The sequence below is a fragment of the Pseudomonas sp. FSL L8-0168 genome, from assembly GCF_037976155.1.
Taxonomy (GTDB): domain Bacteria; phylum Pseudomonadota; class Gammaproteobacteria; order Pseudomonadales; family Pseudomonadaceae; genus Aquipseudomonas; species Aquipseudomonas paracarnis.
The window spans coordinates 818,698-838,674 of sequence record NZ_CP150262.1 but is presented as its reverse complement, the minus strand read 5'-3'; the positions used below and the strand labels follow the sequence as shown (position 1 = coordinate 838,674).

Below are 19,977 nucleotides of genomic sequence, written 5' to 3'. Positions count from 1 at the left end.
GAGGATGGCGATGATGAAGCTGAAATTTCTGGCCGCGATGTCGGCTGCCATTGCAATCGCAGCGTTGAGCGCTACGGGTGTGGCCTCGGGCGACGCCAGTACTGGCGACGCCTCACCAATCTATGGCGTGAAATTGCCGGAAAACTACCGCCTATGGCCGCTGATTGCGCCGGCGCAGGAAGCGGCCCCCTTGAACGAACTGCGAGCCGTGCTGGGCAATGACTTGGCCATCAAGGCTTATCAGGATTCAACGCTGCCATTCCCTGATGGCACGGTGCTGGTAAAGCTGGCCTGGAAACATGTGCAGTCCCCGGAATTCGAGCCGGCGTCCATCCCGGGGCCGGCCACGACCGTGCAGGTGATGGTCAAGGACTCGAAAAAATATGCAGCAACCGGTGGTTGGGGATTCGGGCGGTTTATCAACGGTAAACCGGCCGATGAAGCCCAACACCAAACTTGCTTCGCCTGTCACCAGGCGCGAGTGCGTAATCACGATTTTGTCTTCACTCGCTTCGCTCCCTGATTTCCCGTCAAACCTGGAGTCAACAATGAAAAAAGTAGTAACCGCACTGGCCGTCGCCGTCAGCCTGAGCATGGCGACACACGCCTGGTCGCAAACTGAAAAACCCACGATTGTGCTCGTACATGGCGCCTTTGCCGATGCGTCGAGTTGGAATGGGGTCGTGAAGATTCTCGAGAAGGACGGTTATCCAGTGGTTGCCGCTGCCAACCCATTGCGCAGTGTAAAGAGCGATGGTTCGGCAATCTCGGCATTGTTGACGAGCATTCATTCGCCGGTGGTGTTGGTCGGCCACTCCTATGGCGGCAACGTTATCAGTGACGCGGCCAACGATCATGCAAACGTCAAAGCCCTGGTTTACGTCAGTGCGTTTGCACCTGAGGCCGGGGAAACCGTCGCCGGGCTGGCCGGCAAATTCCCGGGCAGCACGCTGGGTCCAACGCTGGCTGCGCCTGTACCGCTGGCCGATGGGGGCAAGGACTTGTACATCCAGCAGGACAAGTTTCACAACCAGTTCGCCGCTGACGTCCCCGCGAAAGAGGCGGCATTGATGGCCGCCACCCAACGCCCGGTAACGGAAGCGGCGCTCAACGAAGCGTCCGGCAGCCCTGCCTGGAAGCATATTCCGTCCTGGTACATCTACGGCGACAAGGACAAGAACATTCCCCCGCAAGCCATGGCATTCATGGCCAAGCGCGCCGCTGCCAAAGCCGTGGAAGTGGTCAAGGGCGCTTCCCATGTGGTGATGGTTTCGAACCCGGAACCGGTTGCCCGCCTCATCGAAAAAGCCGCCACGGCGAAATGACACGCCAGGGGCGAAGCGGCGTTTTCAGCGCTCTACGCCGAGGCGAGTTTTGCACGTCGCCCGGCGGGTTTCGTTTTGAAGTTGTGCAACGCTGAAACGCGGGAGAGGGGGATTCGACGCGGCCAACGCCTGGGCATACCGGGCGTTGTGCTTATCGCGGGCAACCGGACCGTGCCCAACACCTGGCGGCCCAGCTGCAGGCCGGCTCGGTGTTGATCAACAGAATTTCGCCAGAGCTGCTGGCGCCGTTCGGCGGGGTAAAGCAGTCCGGTGTCGGCCGGGAGTTTGGAGTCTTTGGGCTGCAAGCATTTCTTGAGGCCAAAAGCATCGTGTCGGATTAGCCTGGGGTTGGCGGGAGAGGGTGGTCGCGCAACCCAGGCCGCAGGAGAAAAAGCTAATGGCCCACAGCACGTTGCCTGTGGGCCATGGGTTTTCAAGGGTTACGCGGCTGGAGCTTTCGCCTCCTGCAGCAGTTGCTGAATCATCTTTTCCTGCGTCTCGTAGCGTCCTTCTCCGAAGTGGGTGAAACGCACTTGCCCTTTGGCGTCGATCAGGTAGTGCGCGGGCCAGTACTGGTTATCGAAGTTGCGCCAGATCGCGTAGTTGTTATCGATGGCTACCGGGTAAGTGATGCCGAGCTTTTTCACCTCATCCCTGACATTGCTGATGATGCGTTCAAAACCGTATTCCGGGGTGTGGACGCCGATTACCACCAAGCCATCCTTCTCGTACTTCTGCGCCCAGTCCTTCACGTACGGCAGGGTATGCTGGCAATTGATGCAGTCGTAAGTCCAGAAATCGACGAGCACCACCTTGCCTCTGAGCGATTCACTGGTCAGTGCGGGCGAATTGAGCCATTCCACCGCGCCAGACAGCGACGGCATCGGGCCTCGGGCGTTGTCGAGGGTGGGTTCGGCCTTGGCCTTGCTTACCAGGTATTCGACGACTTTGGGGACGCTTTGCAGCACGCCGTTTTCCAGCACGCTGACGCCTTCGGACGACGCCCCGGCCAACAGCGTCTTGTCGGCACCGGTAGAAATCATCAGCGCTGCGGCCAGGACCGCAAAACCGGTGGCGCGCCGCAGCCAACCAGTAACCGGAATCGAGGCCTTCAGGCGATTGACTAAACCACGTCCGGCGAAAATCAGCGTACCCAACGACAGTGCACTGCCCAAGCCGTAGGCCACCAGCAGCAGGCTGGTTTGCGCATTGGCGCCTTGCAGCATGGCGCCGGTAAGGATCACCCCGAGGATAGGCCCGGCGCATGGCGCCCAGAGCAGGCCGGTGGCGACGCCGATCATCAGCGAACCCAGCGGCCCGGACATTTTGCGCGTCTGGGGGTCGAGGCGATTGCCCAGTAACACGAACGGGCTGGCCAGCCAGCCACTGATTCGCGCCGAGATCAGCGACAAGGCAAACAGCGCCATCACCACCAGTGCCACAAGACGCCCGGTGTTGTTGGCCTGAATCACCCATTCACTGCTGACCACGGCCAGGCTGGAAACCAGCGCGAAGGTCAGGACCATGCCACCAAGGGTAAGCAGGATCGATGAGCGTGTGCGGTCGATACCGGCGAACAGAAACGGCACGACCGGCAGGATACAAGGGCTGAGGACGGTCAATAAGCCGCCCAGGAATGCGATGAGGAACATAAGGGTCTCCTGATGAAATGTGGGCCGGGCTCAGTTATCGCTGTGGCACTCGGCAAATTTGCGGTAGTTCAGGATCTCGGTCTTGCCCTGCGAATTCAGGTAGGTCAGTTGGGCATCGACAATGCCGCAGGCAGCCCCGGCATCCTCTGTCAATGCCACGACTTTCTGGATGTCCAGATGCGTGCCGTAGGTGTAGGTTTGCGGCGTGACGTCGGCTTCGGCGCGGGCCGAGAAGGTGCAGATATTCAGGGCGGCAAACAGGCAAGCGGCATAGAGGGTATTGGTGTTCATGGTCGTTTCCTCAAGGCTTCAAGGGTTGGGTCGTTCGATTGAGCCGAGGCGCTAGGGTTGGCCTCGATGTGGCTCATTAGAAGCCCGCGAGGTATCTCGTCTGTGTCAAAAACAGGCGCGGATAAATCGGTTCGTATCAGGACCCCGTCCCGATACACAGCCATACAAAACCTGGAAAATTGTTGTTTTTGCCTCTGCATGTATCCTTCGCCACAGCAGATACACTGCAATACAAACCGCCACGGGCGAACGGGCTCAGCCTCTATAGACTGAGCCGCAATTCCCATTGACAGAGGCTTGGCCCATGGAACACGTTGATCACATCCTCATCGTGGACGATGACCGTGAGATTCGAGAGATGGTAGGCAACTACCTGAAGAAGAACGGCCTGCGCACCACCGTGGTTGCCGATGGCCGCCAGATGCGCTCGTTTCTCGAGGCCACGCCGGTAGACCTGATCGTGCTTGACATCATGATGCCCGGCGACGATGGCCTGGTGCTCTGCCGCGACATTCGCGCCGGCAAACACAAGGCCACGCCGGTGCTGATGCTGACCGCCCGCAACGACGAAACCGACCGCATCATCGGTTTGGAAATGGGCGCCGACGATTACCTGGTCAAGCCGTTCGCCGCCCGTGAATTGCTGGCGCGCATCAACGCTGTGCTGCGCCGTACGCGCATGCTGCCGCCCAACCTGGTCGTTACCGAAACCGGAAGGTGGCTGGGGTTCGGGCGCTGGCGCCTGGACACCTCCGCCCGCCATCTGCTTGATGAAGACGGCACCATGGTCGCCCTCAGCGGCGCTGAATATCGCCTGCTGCGGGTGTTCCTCGACCATCCGCAACGGGTACTCAATCGCGACCAGTTGCTCAACCTGACCCAGGGCCGTGACGCCGACCTGTTCGACCGTTCCATTGATCTGCTGGTCAGCCGGCTGCGCCAACGCCTGCTTGACGATGCGCGCGAGCCGGCTTACATCAAAACCGTACGCAGCGAGGGGTATGTCTTCTCGCTGCCGGTGCAAGTGCTTGGAGCACCGGCATGAAGCCTTCGCTGCATTGGCCTCGTACCCTCATCTCGCGGCTGTCGCTGATCTTTCTGGTAGGGCTGACCCTGGCGCAGGCCTTGTCCTTCGGCGTGCAGTATTACGAGCGTTACGAAACCGCGAAAAACACCATGCTCGGTAACCTGGAAACCGATGTATCGACGTCCATTGCCATCCTTGACCGCTTGCCCGCCGAGGAACGCATGAGTTGGTTGAAACAACTGGATCGACGCAATTACCGCTATTTGCTCGACGAAGGCTCGCCAGGCGTCGCTCTGCGTGACACGCCGATTGCAGTGACCTCGATCAAGGAGGCCATCGGCAAGGATTACCCGATGACCGTGACAGACATTCCCGGGCCTATCAAACATTTCCAGGTCCATCTGAAACTGGCCGACGGCAGCCCGGTGACCATCGACGTGCGCCCCTCGATGGTGCCGTTGTCGCCGTGGCTGCCGGTGGTTTTGCTGGGCCAGTTGGCCTTGATGATTCTATGCACGTGGCTGGCCGTTCGCATTGCCATAAGCCCGCTGACCCGCCTGGCCCAGGCCGTGGAAAACCTCGATCCCAACACTCACCCGGTGCATCTGGATGAACAAGGCCCGACCGAAGTCGCACACGCTGCCATCGCCTTCAATGCCATGCAGGCGCGCATTGCGGCCTATCTGAAAGAACGCATGCAACTGCTGGCGGCGATTTCCCACGACCTGCAAACCCCAATCACGCGCATGAAGCTGCGTGCCGAATTGATGGACGACTGCGGCGACAAAGACAAATTGTGGAATGACCTCGGCGAGATGGAGCATCTGGTGCGTGAAGGCGTTGCCTATGCCCGCAGCGTGCATGGCGCCACCGAGGAAAGCCGCCGTACCGATCTTGATTCATTCCTCGACAGCCTCGTGTTCGACTACCAGGACATGGGCAAGGACGTGCAGCTCAGCGGCAAAAGCAACGCGGTGATTCACACTCGGCCCCACGCGCTGCGCCGAGTGCTGGTAAACCTCACGGATAACGCGCTCAAATTCGCCGGTGCCGCGCAGCTGCGGGTCGAGCCGGAGGAGGGCGACAGCCTGTCGGTGACCGTGATGGATCGTGGTCCCGGCATTGCCGAAGAGGAGCTGGCCCGTGTGATTGAGCCATTTTACCGCGTGGAAAATTCGCGCAACCGCAGCACCGGCGGCACGGGCCTGGGCCTGGCTATCGCCCAGCAGCTGGCACAAGCCCTCGGCGGCACCCTGACCTTGAGAAATCGCGAAGGCGGCGGATTGTGCGCTGAACTGAGATTACCGACGCGCTTATCGTAGGAGGCGCGAAGCGGCGCTAGTCAACTGTGCTTTGAATCTGGATGTGGAAGAGTTGATCAACGCGAGTTTCATCAAGCGCTTTCGCCAGCGCCCGCGTCAAACCGAGTCGACATCGAGGGCTTCAAGGTACTCGCCGCCAGGCATCATTGAAAGCGCGGTTCCTGAGTCTGAGTGGACGTATATGAACGGGACGAGCCTGGGCAACGGCGCCGCGTCACCAGTTTGCACGAACAGCGGTAGTCGTTGACCTGAAGAGAAACGGCATTATAGTACTCTGAAGGAAATCATAATCTAGATCCTCTATGATGTCCTACCTCCCAAATCAATAGCCTACATCTCATATCCCATAATCTGGGCTAGGTTTAGCACTGCAATCAGTTCAAAGGAATTTGAAGTAACTCTCATCTAAGGCATACATTTGAAGTGATGATGATCTAAGGCATGAGATCTAGGCGGACGCTAGCGCACCGTAATGGGGCAAAACTGCGAAAACTCCTAGTCATTGACACTTCATCGATGAAGCAACTCTGCGTGAGTTAGTAATCGAATCCACCGGCGGCTACGTAACTGATAGCCAGGTCAAAGGCGCTGGATCAAACGTACCATTGAGCACGCCTCAGTGGCAGTGATGACAACCTTGGTGAGAACGGGGAGCTAGGCTAAACCAAGCTCTTATCCCGCCCCCCAAAATTCAAGCCCGTCAACCTATCGCAACAATCAGCGGCCTGATGGCCACTCCGAGTTCCGGCACGATAGGTTGGAGTATGAAATGCTTCACTTTATCTGATTGGGATAGAAGAGAAGGCCTTTCATAGGGAACGCCAACCACCCCAGGCCTACAGTCCAGCACCCTACTTTGTTCCTTGGTAGCAGGCGCTCGAAGACACTGATCGCATATAGGATGTGGCGCCATCACTTAAGTAATGCCCATCTCGGCTTTCCCCAATTGATACTACCGCCCGTCTGATAATTACGCGCTGCCTTAACGACAAGCGCTCTTCCAGCATGGTCAGAGTGCCCGGTAGCATCCAATATTTCTAATAAACTGATGATCGAAATTGGCCGACGTCGAAGCGGATTTTTTTACGACAATTGACCTTTCGCTCAGGACTTCAAAAAAACATGATCCAAATTGTGAAGTTACGGCGACGAAACTTATGACTCGCTGAATCTACGTACGCTTTGTTATGAGGTATGCAGTACAAGAAACGGAGCGTATACCTAACAAAAAGTCGCCTGTATAAAACATCGAATCACAAGCATTATTATGCTTAGGAGGGGGCAGCCGATTTAAGTTACTTGTGATTGCGTGCATGATGTGCGATAGGTGGGAAAAGGATTTCACTTGGGTGCTTTCATGCCATCACTAAAAAGCAAAATGAGGGGTAAGTTAGCCGCAGCGCATGGCAAACGGACTAATACCAGAAATAATCTTTGGCTGTGCTATAGCGTTAAACTCAATCAGGATTTGTCGCTGACAAGTAATAATGAGGTCATCTATTGGCTTGCCGATCTGGAAGCCAACAGAAATATAAAGTCATTTAAATTTGGGTATAATCTGGAGATTAAACTAGATGATACCAAAGAAAGCTTCAAGCCCATTGAGGCGATAATGGTTATTCTTGAGGGCGGCGATGAGGAAATACATCATATAACCTCGAGAAGTGGACAGCTCGCTGCAATGCCTGCAATGGTTCGTCATATGGATGGCAGCGAGCGGCTTACAATATATCGAGCGATCACGGAAGACTATCTTGTACTTCGTGCAAAATATGCAGCAAGATTGCTACGACTGCTGCCTTTTGTAGCTCAAATGCGCTACAAAAAATGGCCTTTTGAGGAAGAGACTATTTTAAATACGCTTAAAATACTCGGAAGTGGAGATGTTCAAAAAATTATCGATCATGTTTGTGTAGCTGAGGAGATGATAGTAATAGGGGTCGTTGCAAAGTTTATATTCCAAGGCGTGATCAAACAAACTGATTTGGGAACAACCGACTTTGGGCGCTCGTCTTGGTGGTCTCTAAATGAAAGCTAGGCGTTCTCGACTAGAAATCACTTGTTCACTTGAAGCTACTCGACCGTGGGGGAACGTGCACACTAGCATGATGGACGAGTCTGACAAGGAGGTATTTGATGCGAGAAAAAAAGCCGTCGACATGTATGTTGAAGGCTCACCGATTGAGGAAATCTATAAGTCAACCAATGTTTCAGGGGCTGATCTGCGGCGTTACATTAAACGCTGCATGTCTATCCATCCGGATGGATTAGTGGCAGGTTATAGGGCTCTCATCCCTCATTTCAGGTTAGCCTCCTATAAGAGAGTGGCACCTTTACAAAGTGTTGAAAGCTCGAATCGTGGAGGCTACTCAGGTGCTCTAGGGATGCTATTTAAACAGTATCCGGATTTAAAGGAGTATTTGATTGATAAAATAATACCTAGAAAATCCAAGAAAAAGTTGAGCGAAACAAGCGTGAAGCCTAAGGCATTGTTTTCACATTTCATAAAATATCTGGAGGCGAATGACCATCCAGCGGATGAATGGCCCCTGAATATGGAGTATCAAGGCTATCGAACCGTGGCGGAATTTTTAAAACAGGTAAAGTTAAAATATTTCGATGCCTATACCTCTATATCCGGAAGTGCCGAGGCAGCCGCCCATCTATCAGTGGGCCGAGGCATTGAATCCATTTTTAAATTAGATGGCTTTTTAGATGTTTTTGAAATTGACGAGTATAAAGTTGATGCGCAATTTGTCGTGGGGATGAAAAACGATGAAGGCTTTACGACTTATGTACGGCTTAAGAGAATTAATCTGATCGCGGTGGTCGAAAGGGCCTCAAGTTCTACATGGTGGATGAAGGTAGTATTCAGTTCAGAGGTCACCTCTCAAGACATCGTCCAAGTTATCACCGAATGTTTGAGGGGGACATTGCCGAAGCCTCGAACTAATAATTTAAACCTAACGCTTCCAGAATGTGCAGGATACCCTACTGAAGTCTTCTCTACCTTAGTGGGCTCTTTGCCATGTGCCATTTTTTTTGATAATGCACTGGCCCATCAAGCAGCTGTTGTATCCTCGGAGCTTAGAAAGCTGCTCGGGGTCTCACTGTGCTATGGCGCGCCGGCGAAATTTGAACAAAGGCCTAACGTTGAGCGCGCATTCAGGGACGTGGCTCATGATATGAAGCGGTTGCCGAATCGTGCAGGTTCGAAAATGGGTCAGGGCGCTAAGGGGATTAAGGCGGCAATTGAGTATCGTATCGAAGCCGACGAGGTTGAGGAATTGTTGTATTATCATCTCGCGATGTCCAATAGTCTGCCTTCTGAAGGCAAGTGGGGGCTAAGCCCCCTGGAAATGATCAGTCAATATTTAGAACGCAACAACGGAAGTTACATCCCCCGAAGTCCTATCGCAGCTGTACTGCCATCGATCGCATACAAAAAAACAGTTGCAAAAGTGAAGGTCGTCGGCTACCCCACTAACGGAGTAAGGGGGTACATTCAGATCGATCGGGTTAGGTATAAAAGTGAAACTCTCTCATATTCAACCTGGCTCATCGGTAAAAGTTTGACCGTTGAGATCGATGAGTTGGATATGAGGTCTGTTGAAGCGTATCTACCAGACGGATCATCACTAGGTACATTGATGGCAACGGGTGGCTGGGAAAGACCAAGCATAGTCGGCGCACCAGAAAGGCCATTAACAAACTAGTGCGAGATAGAATGCTTATCATCGCGCACTCAGACGATCCTATCGTGGCGTTTCTCAGATATCAGGAGAAAAAAGCGCAGTCACTTCATCAATCCGATGAAAATGTTGTTCAGACACCTAGCGGCCGACAGAACGCTGGAGCTGCTTCCGCTTATAAAAAAGCATTTCATGAGTCAGGAATGGAGCTGCCTCCGCGCACCGAACAGGCAGCAACTAAACAGGTAAAGCCTCGCACGCAGCCACCCACAGATCCAACCAGATCTTACGATTCAGTAGTTCCAGATACGCCTCTAAACCTAAAGAATTTATTCAAGTAGATCGGAGGTCATACTGTGACGGAATTTGATCCCAAAATAGTATTTATGCGTGATCAGCTTTTAGAGAGTCATCCTCTCGTACTCCGGAATTATTTCGTCTTGACGCCAACCATTGAGTGGGCCTACAAACAGGTTCGTGAGCAAGTTTGGTTGAGCATGCCTAGCGTCTATTTTCAAGCGGTACCTCGGATGGGAAAAACTCAATGTGCGACTGCCACAGTGGCTATCCTGCGTAAAGACTTCCCCAATCGGTACGTCGAATTCGTCACTGCGGACATTGCGCGAGAGGACAGCATTATCCAGTCCATGGTCAAGGCTATTGGTTTAGTTATTAAGCCGAGGACGAAATTGAGCGGTATTCGAGATGCAGTGATTGACCACATAGTATGCGAACTCGCTAGTCTTGGAAGTACTCATTTCATACTGGTGCTTGATGAAATGCAGGCCCTAGACTACAAAGACTATCAGCATCTTCAAGTATTGCAAAATGTGCTCAGTACGCGGGGTTTAAAGCTCACCACCGTTGGCTTTGCGCAAAATGAAATTGAAGGGGTTCGAAACTCTTTGCATGCAGGGAAGCATATGGCGATATTGGCTAGATTCTTGGGTCGAAAGATTGACTTTGTCGGTTGTGGAAGTGTGGCGTGGCTCACTTCGATTTTAGTATATTTCGACGAAGGCTCCGCTTACCCGCATGGCAGCAACTGCAGTTTCACTGAGTTTTTTTTGCCCAACGCGTTTCAAGCTGGCTTCAGGCTGGTATCTATGTCAGAAGAAATTTACGAGCACGCAATGAACTGTGTGTTAGAGGCGGGAGCTAAAACGATACCCACCGAGCATATTTTTCTTGCTCTTTCATATCTATTAGTCGGCGGAAGGCTGAACGATTGTGAGGGTTTTTCGTTCTGTGAAAAAGATGTTAAAAGTGCAATCGCCAGATCTGAGATGAGTCAATTCGCAGCGCTGATGAGTGACGCACCGCCAAGAGATACAGCTAATGCATGACCGTCAAGTATTATCTTTTATAAGGCGTCTTGCACCTTTCGAGTCGATCTGGTTGATACTGGTCAAGGTGATGCTCATCAATCGGGTTAATGGACAGCAAGTTATCGATCTTATAAAAAAACCAGAGATGGGTAGCTCTTACACTTTTAGTTGGTGGGCAAAGGGAGCCATTGACCAAGGAAGATTAGAAACTACGCTTGGTTTCCAGTTTGGCGATCTGGATGGTACCTTTCTTAACATGATACCCAGAGACCATCTCCATTACACGGGCCCACAAATATGGCATTGCCCTAGCTGCATCAAAATTGGGTACCATTCATCTGTATTTTGTCTTAGAAAAATTCAGTCCTGCCCCTGGCACGGTGATAAGCTTGTTAGCTGCTCCGAGTGTTATGAGCTGTTGAATTGCCTTCATCTTCCGTCACGTTACAAGCGGAGTTTTCCATTAGAACCAAAACCCTCTTGTGAGCATATGTTAGCGCTTGGTAAACGGCTTACTAGCCCGGATCTTTCTGCGCCTATATATCAAGAAATAGGTTCTTGGCATCATGGATTTATTAGGTGGCTGTCTGACTCAGAGAGATTTGTTGGGGGTGATATATACCGTTGGGTTAGTTCTCGAGTATCGAGGGATTGCCTTGATGATGTGTTATTGCAATATCTTGATGCTAGAATTGACATTCCAAAGCCGTTCCAAGCTGATTTTGGATTTCCTGTTGCGAGGCTTAGTCTTGAGTATTCATATGAGCGAGAAGGAGGGGTTTCGACATGTCGGAGTTCAGATCGGAGTAGTGACAGATTATACGATATGCAGTGTTTGGGAGTCGTATCGATCTCAAAAATAGATCAGATCCGCTGCATAAAATCTCTCAGGAGGTATATCTGGAAGAAATATATATCTAAGCATAAAAAATGTTATCGCTCTTTCATCGATTTGACGCTCCATCAACGGATGAATTTGCAACCTGGTAGCAGTTGTTTTGCCTCCTTAGCGTATGTCTGCTGGTTTATGAATGCGTTAACAACCAGCAATCTGGCGGTGGTAACTGGTAAAGGGCAGTGTATTTATCGCGCTTATGGTGGCCGCGGTCATTGCCCGCTGGCCACCTTCAAGGGGATTCTTATTAACCGATTGGTCGGATTTTATAGCGTGTGGGGTGCTCTTTTTAGAGGCGCTATCGGCGGCGAAACGGTTGTAAAATTCCATAATATGGTGTTGGAGCAAACTCTTGGCTTAAATTTTTCTCATATTTATAAAGACATTCCAGAGGTTCCTTCGCCAGCAGATACGGGCGAGTATGGCGTTTATTTTGTATCCGCTGATCACTTGGAGAACTTGACGGCGTCGCGCTGCGGATGCAAATCTAACGTTTCACATTATGTTCCCCCAGATCTCGCGGTGGACAAGGTCGAAAGATTTTACCCTGATACTAGCCTGGTGCTGAAGTTCATTGACCCGAACAGTTCAAAGGCGAACAAAACCTATATTTATTTGTAGTTTAATAAAATGCCTCCAGTTTTCGACGTGCAGATATGTATGATTTTTCAATCTATAATTGTTCTCATTAATGCATGGGTGTGGGTACCTAGATAGAAAGTAGTTATGACGTAATATACTAAGGTGTTGTAAATGCCTAGCTCGTCTGGCTCAACTTCTGGTCGACGAGCTCCCTGAGCTTTGGGCGTAGTTCATCAGCCCCGGCGGTCACGGGATGGGACGTCATGGGTGCCAAGGAAGGAGTTCGCTGAGGCGCTGATCGATTACCTGTTGGACGAATACCGGGATTAAAATACCTCCAATGTGGAAGCCTGCATGGCGCTTGCACTTGCGAGCGAGGCTGTCTGGATATACCAAGACGCGCGCCTGGTCAGCCGTGTTCATTCCAGTATTTGCTAACCGTCGATTTTGCAAGCCCCAGAAGCTCCGCAGTCTCCTTCTGCGTCTTACCTTCAGCTTTGCACTGAAGCACCGCCGCTCGATTGGCAGCGCCTGATCGAATGCGACCGTGCACTGACTGAAGCTTGCCGTCGGTGAATTCGCCGTCGAGCTTGTCCAAGACACCGAGCTTCTCAAGCTTGGTGATCTCGCCGGCCAGGTGTTTCAAAAATTCCTTAGGGGTCTGGCTACGGTCATGAGCGCTGGCCACGGCCACGAGCGCTACAAGATCAACGCCCAATGCGATGGCGATGTCTTCGAGCGATGACAGGGTAGGGCTGCTTTTCGCGCGCTCGATATTGTTCATATGCCGAGCTTCGACCCGGCCATGAAAGTCTTCCTGAGACAGGTTTCGGGCGGTACGTGTCAGCCTCAAGACTGCGGCTAGCGGTTCTCTCAACGACATTTGGAATACCCAAAGCCGAGGATAAAGCCATATTGCGCGGTTCGACTCCATGCAATATAGTGCCGTGAGATGAACTGGCTGGCACGCTTGTGCCGTGCTCTGATCGAGGAAGCGAAGGTCGGGATGCTTCCGTTCCATTGTGCCGAGTCCCGGCACGCGTGCGCTCTGTAACCCAGTCGGCGTCAATTTATAGCTAAAGCCTCAAGGCCTGCGTTTTGCGAATCAGAATTTACTCAGACCTCCATGCCGAGTTCCACCGTTTCGACCCACCGCCCCTTGATGCTGGGGTTGACCTGGTAATCCTCGCTGGCGACATCAACAAAAAGGCCAGGGGCGTCCAATGGGCCAACGAGACGTTCGCCTGCCAGGTCGTGTACGTCACAGGGAACCACGAATATTACGACGGGCACCTTGATCGCACCTTGCAGAAGATGAAGGACGCCGCGGCCGGCCACGTGCATGTGCTGGAAAACGAATCGCTGATTCTGGGGGATGTCAGAATCCTCGGCAGCACAGCATGGACTGACTTCACGTCAACAGGGAACCAGATCGCGGCTAGCAATGCTGCCAGGCAAGGCATGAACGACTTCAAGTATATCAGGGCAGACTCGAACTACAGACGATTGAGACCGAATGACCTGGTTTCCCGGAACCACATCGCCAAGGACTGGCTCACCCAAGAGCTTGCTCGTCCGTTTGCCGGCAAGACAGTAGTCGTGACCCATCACTCACCATCCCCCATGTTGATTAGTGACAAACATGATGGGCATCTGACCGCCGCCTACACAAACGACTGGCCGGGTCTGATAGAGAAAGCCCATGCGTGGGTGTTCGGTCACACGCACGAGGCTACAGATGTTGAGTTGGCCGGCTGCCGGGTGATCTCGAACCCAGGAGGCTACCCTGGAGAGAACACCGGTTTTGACCCTTACTTCGAGATCCAAATCTAATGGCCACTTCGGCGATGAAGCACTTTTTTGACCACGCCGTCGAGCCGATAGAGCTTGAGCGGGATCTTCCCTCAGAAGTCATTCAGGCACAGGGTATTTCCTGGGGTGTGGTGGTCGACGCTTACCTTGTCAACGCAGCACGAGTAGGGCAGAGCTATGCGGCGCTCGCTTACAACGATCAGTCAAACGTAAGCTCGAATGGAATGACGGTTGCTACCCCTCCACTTCAGCTGGTTGAGACAAGGGCGGGGTTCAAGCTAATGCGCAGCCTAAGTGGCAAAGACTACTACGTTATCGCTAGCGAGCTCAGCGAGCCGCGGTGAGCATCCACTTGGGTTGGCTCACCCAGCATGAAGAACGCTTTTAAGCTGTAGCACTTGGCAGGGCGCGGCGAGCGCCTTGGATTTAAAGCTTTATGTATCCCGCTGACCAACTCGCTGGACGGCTTCGTATGCGTCCGTATTCACGTGGCCTTTTAAATGCACTAAGGAAAATGCATGCCTGATCTTAAAAAAATTGAGCTTACCGTCAAGAACTACAATGTTAAAAACTCTGCTGACATCGATACGCTCTATAGCCAAGTTCGGTGTGAAGACAGTTTAGGAAAAACCTTCTATTTCAAAGAAGTTTGCATGCTGGACTACCTGAAAAGGCACGGGGCGATTGTTACTGACAAGCCTCGTACGTGGTACTACAAGCATTTGAACAAGAAAACCATCGTTCTAGTGGCGTTCAAAAAAGCAGATGGAAAGGTTGAATATGACCTTGATCACCTGCGCCAGATTGCTAAATCCAGCATTCTCAAAGGGATTATTTTCGCGGTAGCGGCAATTCCTGCGGGCTTGATCATCGCAACAGCGACTTTTGGTATCGGGCTGCTGTTTACGCCTGTGTGCCTCTTCTATGCATACAGAAGTCTCTTTAAAATCCCCCGGATGCTGCGCCGGGACACGTTGGTAAACGAGCTCGCCGCGCATGGACTGATTGTACAGTAGCTGACAATCTGGACAGCTGCGAGACAGGGGTTGAGGTCGTGCGCCGATGAGGAGCAATGAATGACGGCAGTAATTTTTGATCTCTTCGGTACGCTTTTGGAGATTCGAAACAGGCAGAACCCCTATCGACGGCTCCTCCACCTGGGCTCACAGCAGGGGCGCGCCGCGTCCCCTGGTGACCTGCGCTGGATCATGACCAATACATGCGGGTTGCAGGAGGCTGCTGATTTTCTTGGAATCAAGCTGTCCTCCATTCAACTCACTGAGCTCCAGAGCTGCCTAGAGCTCGAACTTGAATCGATCACACTCTTTGAGGATGCGCTGCCGGCGCTCGCTCTGCTGCGACACCACCAAATAAAAATTGGCGTGTGCTCAAACTTGGGTGGCCCGTATTGCTTGGTAGCCCGGGATTTGCTGCCGGGGCTCGATGGCTATGCGCTCAGCGCCGAGGTTGGGCTGATGAAGCCTGATGTGGCCATGTACCAACACATCTGCACCCAGCTTGAGGTTGCACCCAGCCAACTCCCAGGATCGAACGCGCCTCACGTCTTGATGATCGGAGACTCCCGGCGATGTGATGCTGATGGCCCTCGAGCAGCTGGCATCGAAGGTTACCATCTGGATCGTAGTGGGGCGGGTCGCTTTCGTGATCTGCTTGGGTTTGTTGCAGGAATCAACATCGGCAGTGGTTGATGCCTACAGCCAGCTCTTCGCGTCTCTATCAAACGCGCGCTCGAAATGGCCAAATGTTCAGGGTTGTAACTTCTGGGAAGTTCCAATTAAGGCAAAGCCATAAATAAGTTTTCAGGAATTTTTTGTGGCGAGAAGAATTTCCTCCTCGCTCAGAAAGAAGTTAGTCCTTGCCCTTTTTTTTCTTTGATTTACAAGCCTTGATAATGTCGCTCAAGCTGGACGCTTTTCGAATAAAAATATGCTGAGTTATTATGTATAAGGCTGCAGCCATGTCTGCATCCTCGCGAGTGATAGTGTGCGTTTTTTGAGCGTGAGCAATCTTGTTTCTCAAGTTGGTGCTTGATTTTAGTAAGCCCATGAGAGAGCCCCAAATGGGCAGCTGCTTTAGGTCATCAACCTCAAAGATATATTTCCCAGCAATTTTAGCTTTCTCGGCGAGTGCATAATGCTCTAGTTTTTTCGCTTCTTCCTTGCTGGCATCTTTTTTTAATTCTTCAATTATGTTACGCAGTATCGACTCAACAGCAGAGAAATACATGAATAGCGCCAATTTATAGTTGGTTTCTTGCTCCAAAAGGTACCCTTCGATCGCCAGGGACTCATGAAGCTCAAGTTCGGCGTAATCGTCACTGTTTATGGCATGAATTTTTACTCGACAGACAATGTCGATATCCATTTCAGGGTAACTACCAGTCAAGACGCCTCGTAAGTTAATTTTTGAACGGCGCTGGTCAAGTGAGCTAAGGTCATATCTTATGCCGCGAAAGGCACTGAATTCTTTGAAAAGATTTTTTCCATTTGGATAACCATAGTCGTCTAGTCGTGCATTGAGGATGAATGGATATTCATCATTTAAGTCGAGGGTGTCTTCAACCACGTAGTCCTTGTCGACATGCTTATCGTGCTTGATTAGATCCGAGTCAGGGTGCAGATTGAGGGGCATTTTTACCGTATGCGACCCAAGTGCCTTGATGGTGCGGATGGGAAGGGTGCGGTCGTTTTCAAGCAGCTCCAGAAGTTTGTTCATGCTCAGTCCTAAGCGGTATTTTGATGTCTTTCTGAAAGGCGCATTATTGACGTCACCAGAGGTAGCGTCGGGTAGGCAGTTGACCGCAATCCCGGTTCCGGTGTCAAAGCCCTGTATCTGGATGAGCCACCGTGGATAAGTGGCTCATCCGTCATTATGAGGACGAGTTACTGGCCAGGCTCCAGCCAGTGAATAAAGTGGACGTCTGTATGAGCGGCCAAGGCTTCAATTTTCTTGATGCCCTCGTAGAAGTGCGGTTTTTGCTGGTGCTCACGCAGAGATTTTTTCTTCCGAGACGGCGCCTTCATCGCGGCGGGTGAGGTGGCTGCCGTGAGCGTTGATGACATTGTCCGTCTCATGGTTGGTCAGGATGTGGAGTTTGTCCGCAAACCACTCACCGGTGAGCCTGGGGAGGTGATGCTGAGCGTTCAAGGCGTCTCGAGAGGATCAGGCGAGGGTGGTCACAACCTCAATGAGACGGTGCTGCGAGACATGTCCATTGATGTTCGCGCTGGAGAGATTGTTGGCTTTGCCGGGCTCGTTGGCGCCGGGCGCACAGAACTGGCTCGAGTGATTTTCGGTGCAGATGGCTGTGACGAGGGAATCATCTACGTTAATGGGCGACAGGCCTCACCCTTCAAGTCACCACGAGATGGAATAGCAGCCGGGGTTGCTCTGGTTCCCGAGGACAGGAAGCAACAAGCGTGCTTTTTACGGCATTCGATCCGCTGGAACATGACCCTCCCCAGTCTTGGCAGGCTGCAGCGCTGGGGGATGTTCATTGATGACCGTGCTGAGACTCAACTGATCCAGGACTACCAGAAACGGTTACGGATCAAGATGGCCAATGACAGCGTGGCAATTGGGACACTGTCCGGTGGAAATCAGCAGAAGGTCATTTTGGCACGTTGCATGGCGCTCAAACCCAAGGTGCTCATCGTTGACGAGCCAACACGCGGCATTGATGTCGGGGCCGACACGACTGCGATTGGCAGTGATATCGCACCTCCTGAGATCAAGAAGAAGATCGGCAACTACAAGGTGCTGGGAAAAAGAGCTGAGCAGATGATCCCAAATGCAAGGCTCGTCGTGTTCCCTGGGAGAGGGCATGCTCCGCAGATGGAGGATGTCGCAGATTTCAACAGCACACTGGTGGCTGAGCTTCACAAGCCATAGTCATGAAGCGAGGCCGGCGTTTGGGGAGGCGAAGCCAGATTTCGAGGGCTCGCGTCTCCAACAACAATCGATCATGGCTGTTGGAGGGCGTTGTAGAACAAGACTGCGTAAGAAAATAGGGGCAGGGGCCGGAACTTAACAGGGTTCCGACCCCATAACCTCCTAATCAGTCCCGAATGTAGCCACTGACATAGTGCTCATAGCAGTCCTCACAGAGGAAGCCTAATTCCACCTCATAGCTGGCAGGCTCTCCACAGTCGCATTCTGAATGAGCTATTCGATTCGCACTCTGACAAGGAGGACACCGAGGATACTGACGATCCAGCTCATCATCGACTGACTCGAAATCGGCCTCTGACGTGGTGCACCCACAGTCAATGCACTCAAACATCTCCAGATCAGCGTCGTGGCCTTCATCGGCACTCATGAATACATCGCTCATAGCCGTACCCCCATGCGAACACCTGGATTGAGGTCGCTGAAGTGCTCCCTAAGGATGGTATCAAACCCGTTCTGACGAAGGATCTGTAAGAGAACGAAGCTGTAAGGCGTCATACCGAGGTTGGTCTGCATCACCTTGTCCGAGCATTCGCCGAGGACATCGCGGACGATGCCTTTTGAGTGGTCATCGCCACCATCGACCGACAGGAGCGCGCACTGAAGTGCGCCGTAATAGTCGCTACGATAATGAAGGTACTCGGCGAGTACGCGCATAGCTTCCGGCTGCTTGTTCTCGTACGCAATAAGCAGAAACTCTACACATTCAACCTTGTAGCCGCCTGCGCTGGAGGCAAGGAACAAACCGGCCAGATACTGCGAATAAACATGGCCTTTTTTGGCTAAAGACTTGTACTCCTTGATGGCGCTTTCAGAAGTCCAGGTAGGAGTGTGAGAGAAGATGTCCTTGTCCTTGTGATACTCATCGCTCATCGGGTGCTCATCAAGGTTCTCCGTGAATGCGGCCTTGAACCTGCTGATGACCTTCTCGCGAGCTGTGAGTACGAGATCTGAGTACGAAAGGTCATAGCGCGACCTGGCATGGGTATCGTAAGCAGCGTTGATACCCAGCGCTGGATACGCCTTCGAAGCTTCCGCACGGAAATCCTTCACTGACATTTTGAGCTTGTTCCCCGGAGCGGAGAGCGTGAGCTTTGAGGTGTCGATCGCCTTGGCGAGATGATGGAAGGGGTTCCGCTGGCGCATGAACTTGGTTGAGATCTCGATTTGCCTATCTGAGATAGGTGATCGAGCCCAAGCCTGCATTTTCTCTTGACGTGACTTAGGAGGGCGGCGATCGCTGCGAGGCCCTACGAGAGTTCCCGGGAGGATAAAATCTTTGTTGTCAAAGACTTTTTGGCGAAGTGGAGCGCGTTCTTTACCCAAGATAACCAGGGTAAATTCTTTCAAGCTTTCAGATTTGATTTTCATGAGCACTTTCTCAGTGCCAGGTGCAACGCGTCAGGCCACTAACGAAGTCACATATCCTGGCATGGAAAATGTGCTTTTTTGCTGGTTTACCAGCTGCTCGCTTTAACGACTGTTTGATTCCCATAGGTGGCCTATGGACATGGTGTCAGCCATTCGAGCTGCAAAAATATCCGCACCCCAGTCGGCTGTCAAGGCTCAAATCGGCATTAGATTGGCAGCTCGGACTGGCCAGGATCGCTTCTGCATTTGGGGGCGCTAGATCGTGCAGCTTCTACTACGCTGACTCGACGAAGAGGAATCAAGCTCACTGGCCCCGTTGTTAGCTCAGCTGCGAAAGGATGCCGAATGCCACATCTCATCAAGAATGCCCTATCAGCTTTGAGCTCAAACGGATGGGCGATCTTTCAATTGCCGGATGATGGCGCTGCCGTAATCCAGCAAACTGCGCTCGATATTGCCTGTCTCCTCGGGCAGCCCAAGGCAACGCGACGCCGGGGGCCTTTGGTCGATGTGCTGATTCCTACTGATAGGCAATCTGCGAACCGGCGCTCTCTCAGCGTCCGCTATGGGTTGAGCCCATTCCCATGGCATACCGACGGGGCCCACTGGAGTACGCCGCCACGGTACATCGTTATGGGTTGCTTGGAGACCGCCCCTTGCACTGCTCAAACGCTCTTCTGCGAGGGGAGCACATTCGATCCATTGAATGTA

The 19,977-nt window shown here is 52.5% G+C and carries 19 protein-coding genes and 2 pseudogenes; 15 read left to right on the top strand and 6 right to left on the bottom strand.

Annotation, left to right across the window (positions count from 1 at the left end; translation table 11 throughout):
* Positions 1-13 precede the first annotated feature (13 nt).
* The 4 genes and pseudogenes from MHH62_RS03455 to MHH62_RS03440 all read left to right on the top strand — a co-directional run.
* Positions 14-523 (top strand): cytochrome P460 family protein, encoded by a 510-nt coding sequence (locus MHH62_RS03455; protein WP_103451372.1) that lies wholly within the window; start codon positions 14-16, stop codon positions 521-523.
* A 25-nt stretch (positions 524-548) separates the two neighbouring features.
* A complete protein-coding gene (locus MHH62_RS03450) occupies positions 549-1,325 on the top strand; it encodes an alpha/beta hydrolase (protein WP_198833129.1) in 777 nt (258 codons plus the stop codon).
* 12 nt (positions 1,326-1,337) lie between these two features.
* A pseudogene (locus MHH62_RS03445) lies at positions 1,338-1,415 on the top strand (creatininase family protein); the annotation flags it as partial.
* 74 nt (positions 1,416-1,489) lie between these two features.
* Positions 1,490-1,666 (top strand): annotated as a pseudogene (locus MHH62_RS03440) (aldehyde dehydrogenase family protein); the annotation flags it as partial.
* A gap of 99 nt (positions 1,667-1,765) precedes the next feature.
* On the opposite strand, the gene MHH62_RS03435 reads toward MHH62_RS03440, so the two are convergent.
* Together MHH62_RS03435 and MHH62_RS03430 are read right to left on the bottom strand one after the other, a co-directional pair.
* A complete protein-coding gene (locus MHH62_RS03435) occupies positions 1,766-2,977 on the bottom strand; it encodes a cytochrome c biogenesis protein DipZ (protein ID WP_339232493.1) in 1,212 nt (403 codons plus the stop codon).
* A gap of 30 nt (positions 2,978-3,007) precedes the next feature.
* Positions 3,008-3,268: a DUF2790 domain-containing protein gene (locus MHH62_RS03430; protein ID WP_198833127.1), complete on the bottom strand. Its 261-nt coding sequence runs from the start codon at positions 3,266-3,268 to the stop codon at positions 3,008-3,010.
* 304 nt (positions 3,269-3,572) lie between these two features.
* Between MHH62_RS03430 and MHH62_RS03425 the strand changes: the two genes are divergently transcribed.
* The 6 genes from MHH62_RS03425 (at position 3,573) to MHH62_RS03400 (ending at position 12,153) form a co-directional block, all read left to right on the top strand.
* Positions 3,573-4,313 (top strand): response regulator, encoded by a 741-nt coding sequence (locus MHH62_RS03425; protein ID WP_014718447.1) that lies wholly within the window; start codon positions 3,573-3,575, stop codon positions 4,311-4,313.
* The gene (locus MHH62_RS03420) at positions 4,310-5,617 is read left to right on the top strand and encodes a HAMP domain-containing sensor histidine kinase (protein ID WP_032902600.1); all 1,308 of its coding nucleotides are present in this window, start codon (positions 4,310-4,312) and stop codon (positions 5,615-5,617) included. The genes MHH62_RS03425 and MHH62_RS03420 overlap by 4 nt, the downstream gene beginning before the upstream one ends.
* 1,345 nt (positions 5,618-6,962) lie before the next feature.
* Positions 6,963-7,655, top strand: coding sequence for a hypothetical protein (locus tag MHH62_RS03415; RefSeq protein WP_339232490.1), 693 nt, complete (start codon positions 6,963-6,965; stop codon positions 7,653-7,655).
* 67 nt (positions 7,656-7,722) lie between these two features.
* Positions 7,723-9,333 carry a hypothetical protein gene (locus MHH62_RS03410; protein ID WP_339232488.1) on the top strand — a complete coding sequence of 537 codons (1,611 nt, stop codon included), beginning with the start codon at positions 7,723-7,725 and terminating at the stop codon, positions 9,331-9,333.
* A gap of 332 nt (positions 9,334-9,665) precedes the next feature.
* Positions 9,666-10,655, top strand: coding sequence for a hypothetical protein (locus tag MHH62_RS03405; RefSeq protein WP_339232486.1), 990 nt, complete (start codon positions 9,666-9,668; stop codon positions 10,653-10,655).
* Between the two features lie 1,009 nt (positions 10,656-11,664).
* A complete protein-coding gene (locus MHH62_RS03400) occupies positions 11,665-12,153 on the top strand; it encodes a hypothetical protein (protein ID WP_339232483.1) in 489 nt (162 codons plus the stop codon).
* Positions 12,154-12,523: 370 nt separating this feature from the next.
* Here the strand turns inward: MHH62_RS03400 and MHH62_RS03395 are convergent, their stop codons facing one another.
* Positions 12,524-12,898 carry a helix-turn-helix domain-containing protein gene (locus tag MHH62_RS03395; protein WP_339232482.1) on the bottom strand — a complete coding sequence of 125 codons (375 nt, stop codon included), beginning with the start codon at positions 12,896-12,898 and terminating at the stop codon, positions 12,524-12,526.
* Between the two features lie 314 nt (positions 12,899-13,212).
* On the opposite strand from MHH62_RS03395, the gene MHH62_RS03390 reads away from it, so the two are divergent.
* The 4 genes from MHH62_RS03390 to MHH62_RS03375 all read left to right on the top strand — a co-directional run bounded on the left by MHH62_RS03390 (position 13,213) and on the right by MHH62_RS03375 (position 15,635).
* On the top strand, positions 13,213-13,947 hold the full coding sequence (locus tag MHH62_RS03390; protein WP_339232480.1) for a metallophosphoesterase family protein: 735 nt from the start codon (positions 13,213-13,215) through the stop codon (positions 13,945-13,947).
* Positions 13,947-14,270, top strand: coding sequence for a hypothetical protein (locus MHH62_RS03385; RefSeq protein WP_339232478.1), 324 nt, complete (start codon positions 13,947-13,949; stop codon positions 14,268-14,270). Before MHH62_RS03390 ends, MHH62_RS03385 begins: the two co-directional genes overlap by 1 nt.
* Positions 14,271-14,444: 174 nt before the next feature.
* Positions 14,445-14,942: a hypothetical protein gene (locus MHH62_RS03380; RefSeq protein ID WP_339232477.1), complete on the top strand. Its 498-nt coding sequence runs from the start codon at positions 14,445-14,447 to the stop codon at positions 14,940-14,942.
* Between the two features lie 60 nt (positions 14,943-15,002).
* Positions 15,003-15,635, top strand: a complete 633-nt coding sequence (locus tag MHH62_RS03375; RefSeq protein WP_339232475.1) for an HAD family hydrolase — start codon at positions 15,003-15,005, stop codon at positions 15,633-15,635.
* A 160-nt stretch (positions 15,636-15,795) separates the two neighbouring features.
* On the opposite strand, the gene MHH62_RS03370 is transcribed toward MHH62_RS03375, so the two are convergent.
* Positions 15,796-16,662, bottom strand: a complete 867-nt coding sequence (locus MHH62_RS03370) for a hypothetical protein (protein WP_339232473.1) — start codon at positions 16,660-16,662, stop codon at positions 15,796-15,798.
* 167 nt (positions 16,663-16,829) lie between these two features.
* A complete protein-coding gene (locus tag MHH62_RS03365; protein WP_339232472.1) occupies positions 16,830-17,009 on the bottom strand; it encodes a hypothetical protein in 180 nt (59 codons plus the stop codon).
* Here MHH62_RS03365 and MHH62_RS03360 point away from each other — a divergent pair.
* Entirely contained in the window at positions 16,993-17,838 is an 846-nt protein-coding gene (locus MHH62_RS03360) for an ATP-binding cassette domain-containing protein (RefSeq protein ID WP_339232471.1), read from the top strand. The two genes, MHH62_RS03365 and MHH62_RS03360, sit on opposite strands and share 17 nt — an antisense overlap.
* A 438-nt stretch (positions 17,839-18,276) precedes the next feature.
* Here MHH62_RS03360 and MHH62_RS03355 read toward each other — a convergent pair whose 3' ends face one another.
* Complete coding sequence (locus MHH62_RS03355; RefSeq protein WP_339232470.1) at positions 18,277-19,266, bottom strand: hypothetical protein; 990 nt, start codon at positions 19,264-19,266, stop codon at positions 18,277-18,279.
* Between the last annotated feature and the right edge of the window lie 711 nt (positions 19,267-19,977).

Coding starts and splice junctions, on each gene's coding strand:
- MHH62_RS03455 (WP_103451372.1), top strand. CDS start 14: ATGAAGCTGAAATTTCTGGCCGCGATGTCGGCTGCCATTGCAATCGCA.
- MHH62_RS03450 (WP_198833129.1), top strand. CDS start 549: ATGAAAAAAGTAGTAACCGCACTGGCCGTCGCCGTCAGCCTGAGCATG.
- MHH62_RS03435 (WP_339232493.1), bottom strand. CDS start 2,977: ATGTTCCTCATCGCATTCCTGGGCGGCTTATTGACCGTCCTCAGCCCT.
- MHH62_RS03430 (WP_198833127.1), bottom strand. CDS start 3,268: ATGAACACCAATACCCTCTATGCCGCTTGCCTGTTTGCCGCCCTGAAT.
- MHH62_RS03425 (WP_014718447.1), top strand. CDS start 3,573: ATGGAACACGTTGATCACATCCTCATCGTGGACGATGACCGTGAGATT.
- MHH62_RS03420 (WP_032902600.1), top strand. CDS start 4,310: ATGAAGCCTTCGCTGCATTGGCCTCGTACCCTCATCTCGCGGCTGTCG.
- MHH62_RS03410 (WP_339232488.1), top strand. CDS start 7,723: ATGATGGACGAGTCTGACAAGGAGGTATTTGATGCGAGAAAAAAAGCC.
- MHH62_RS03400 (WP_339232483.1), top strand. CDS start 11,665: ATGAATGCGTTAACAACCAGCAATCTGGCGGTGGTAACTGGTAAAGGG.
- MHH62_RS03395 (WP_339232482.1), bottom strand. CDS start 12,898: ATGAACAATATCGAGCGCGCGAAAAGCAGCCCTACCCTGTCATCGCTC.
- MHH62_RS03385 (WP_339232478.1), top strand. CDS start 13,947: ATGGCCACTTCGGCGATGAAGCACTTTTTTGACCACGCCGTCGAGCCG.
- MHH62_RS03380 (WP_339232477.1), top strand. CDS start 14,445: ATGCCTGATCTTAAAAAAATTGAGCTTACCGTCAAGAACTACAATGTT.
- MHH62_RS03375 (WP_339232475.1), top strand. CDS start 15,003: ATGACGGCAGTAATTTTTGATCTCTTCGGTACGCTTTTGGAGATTCGA.
- MHH62_RS03370 (WP_339232473.1), bottom strand. CDS start 16,662: ATGAACAAACTTCTGGAGCTGCTTGAAAACGACCGCACCCTTCCCATC.
- MHH62_RS03365 (WP_339232472.1), bottom strand. CDS start 17,009: ATGTCATCAACGCTCACGGCAGCCACCTCACCCGCCGCGATGAAGGCG.
- MHH62_RS03355 (WP_339232470.1), bottom strand. CDS start 19,266: ATGAAAATCAAATCTGAAAGCTTGAAAGAATTTACCCTGGTTATCTTG.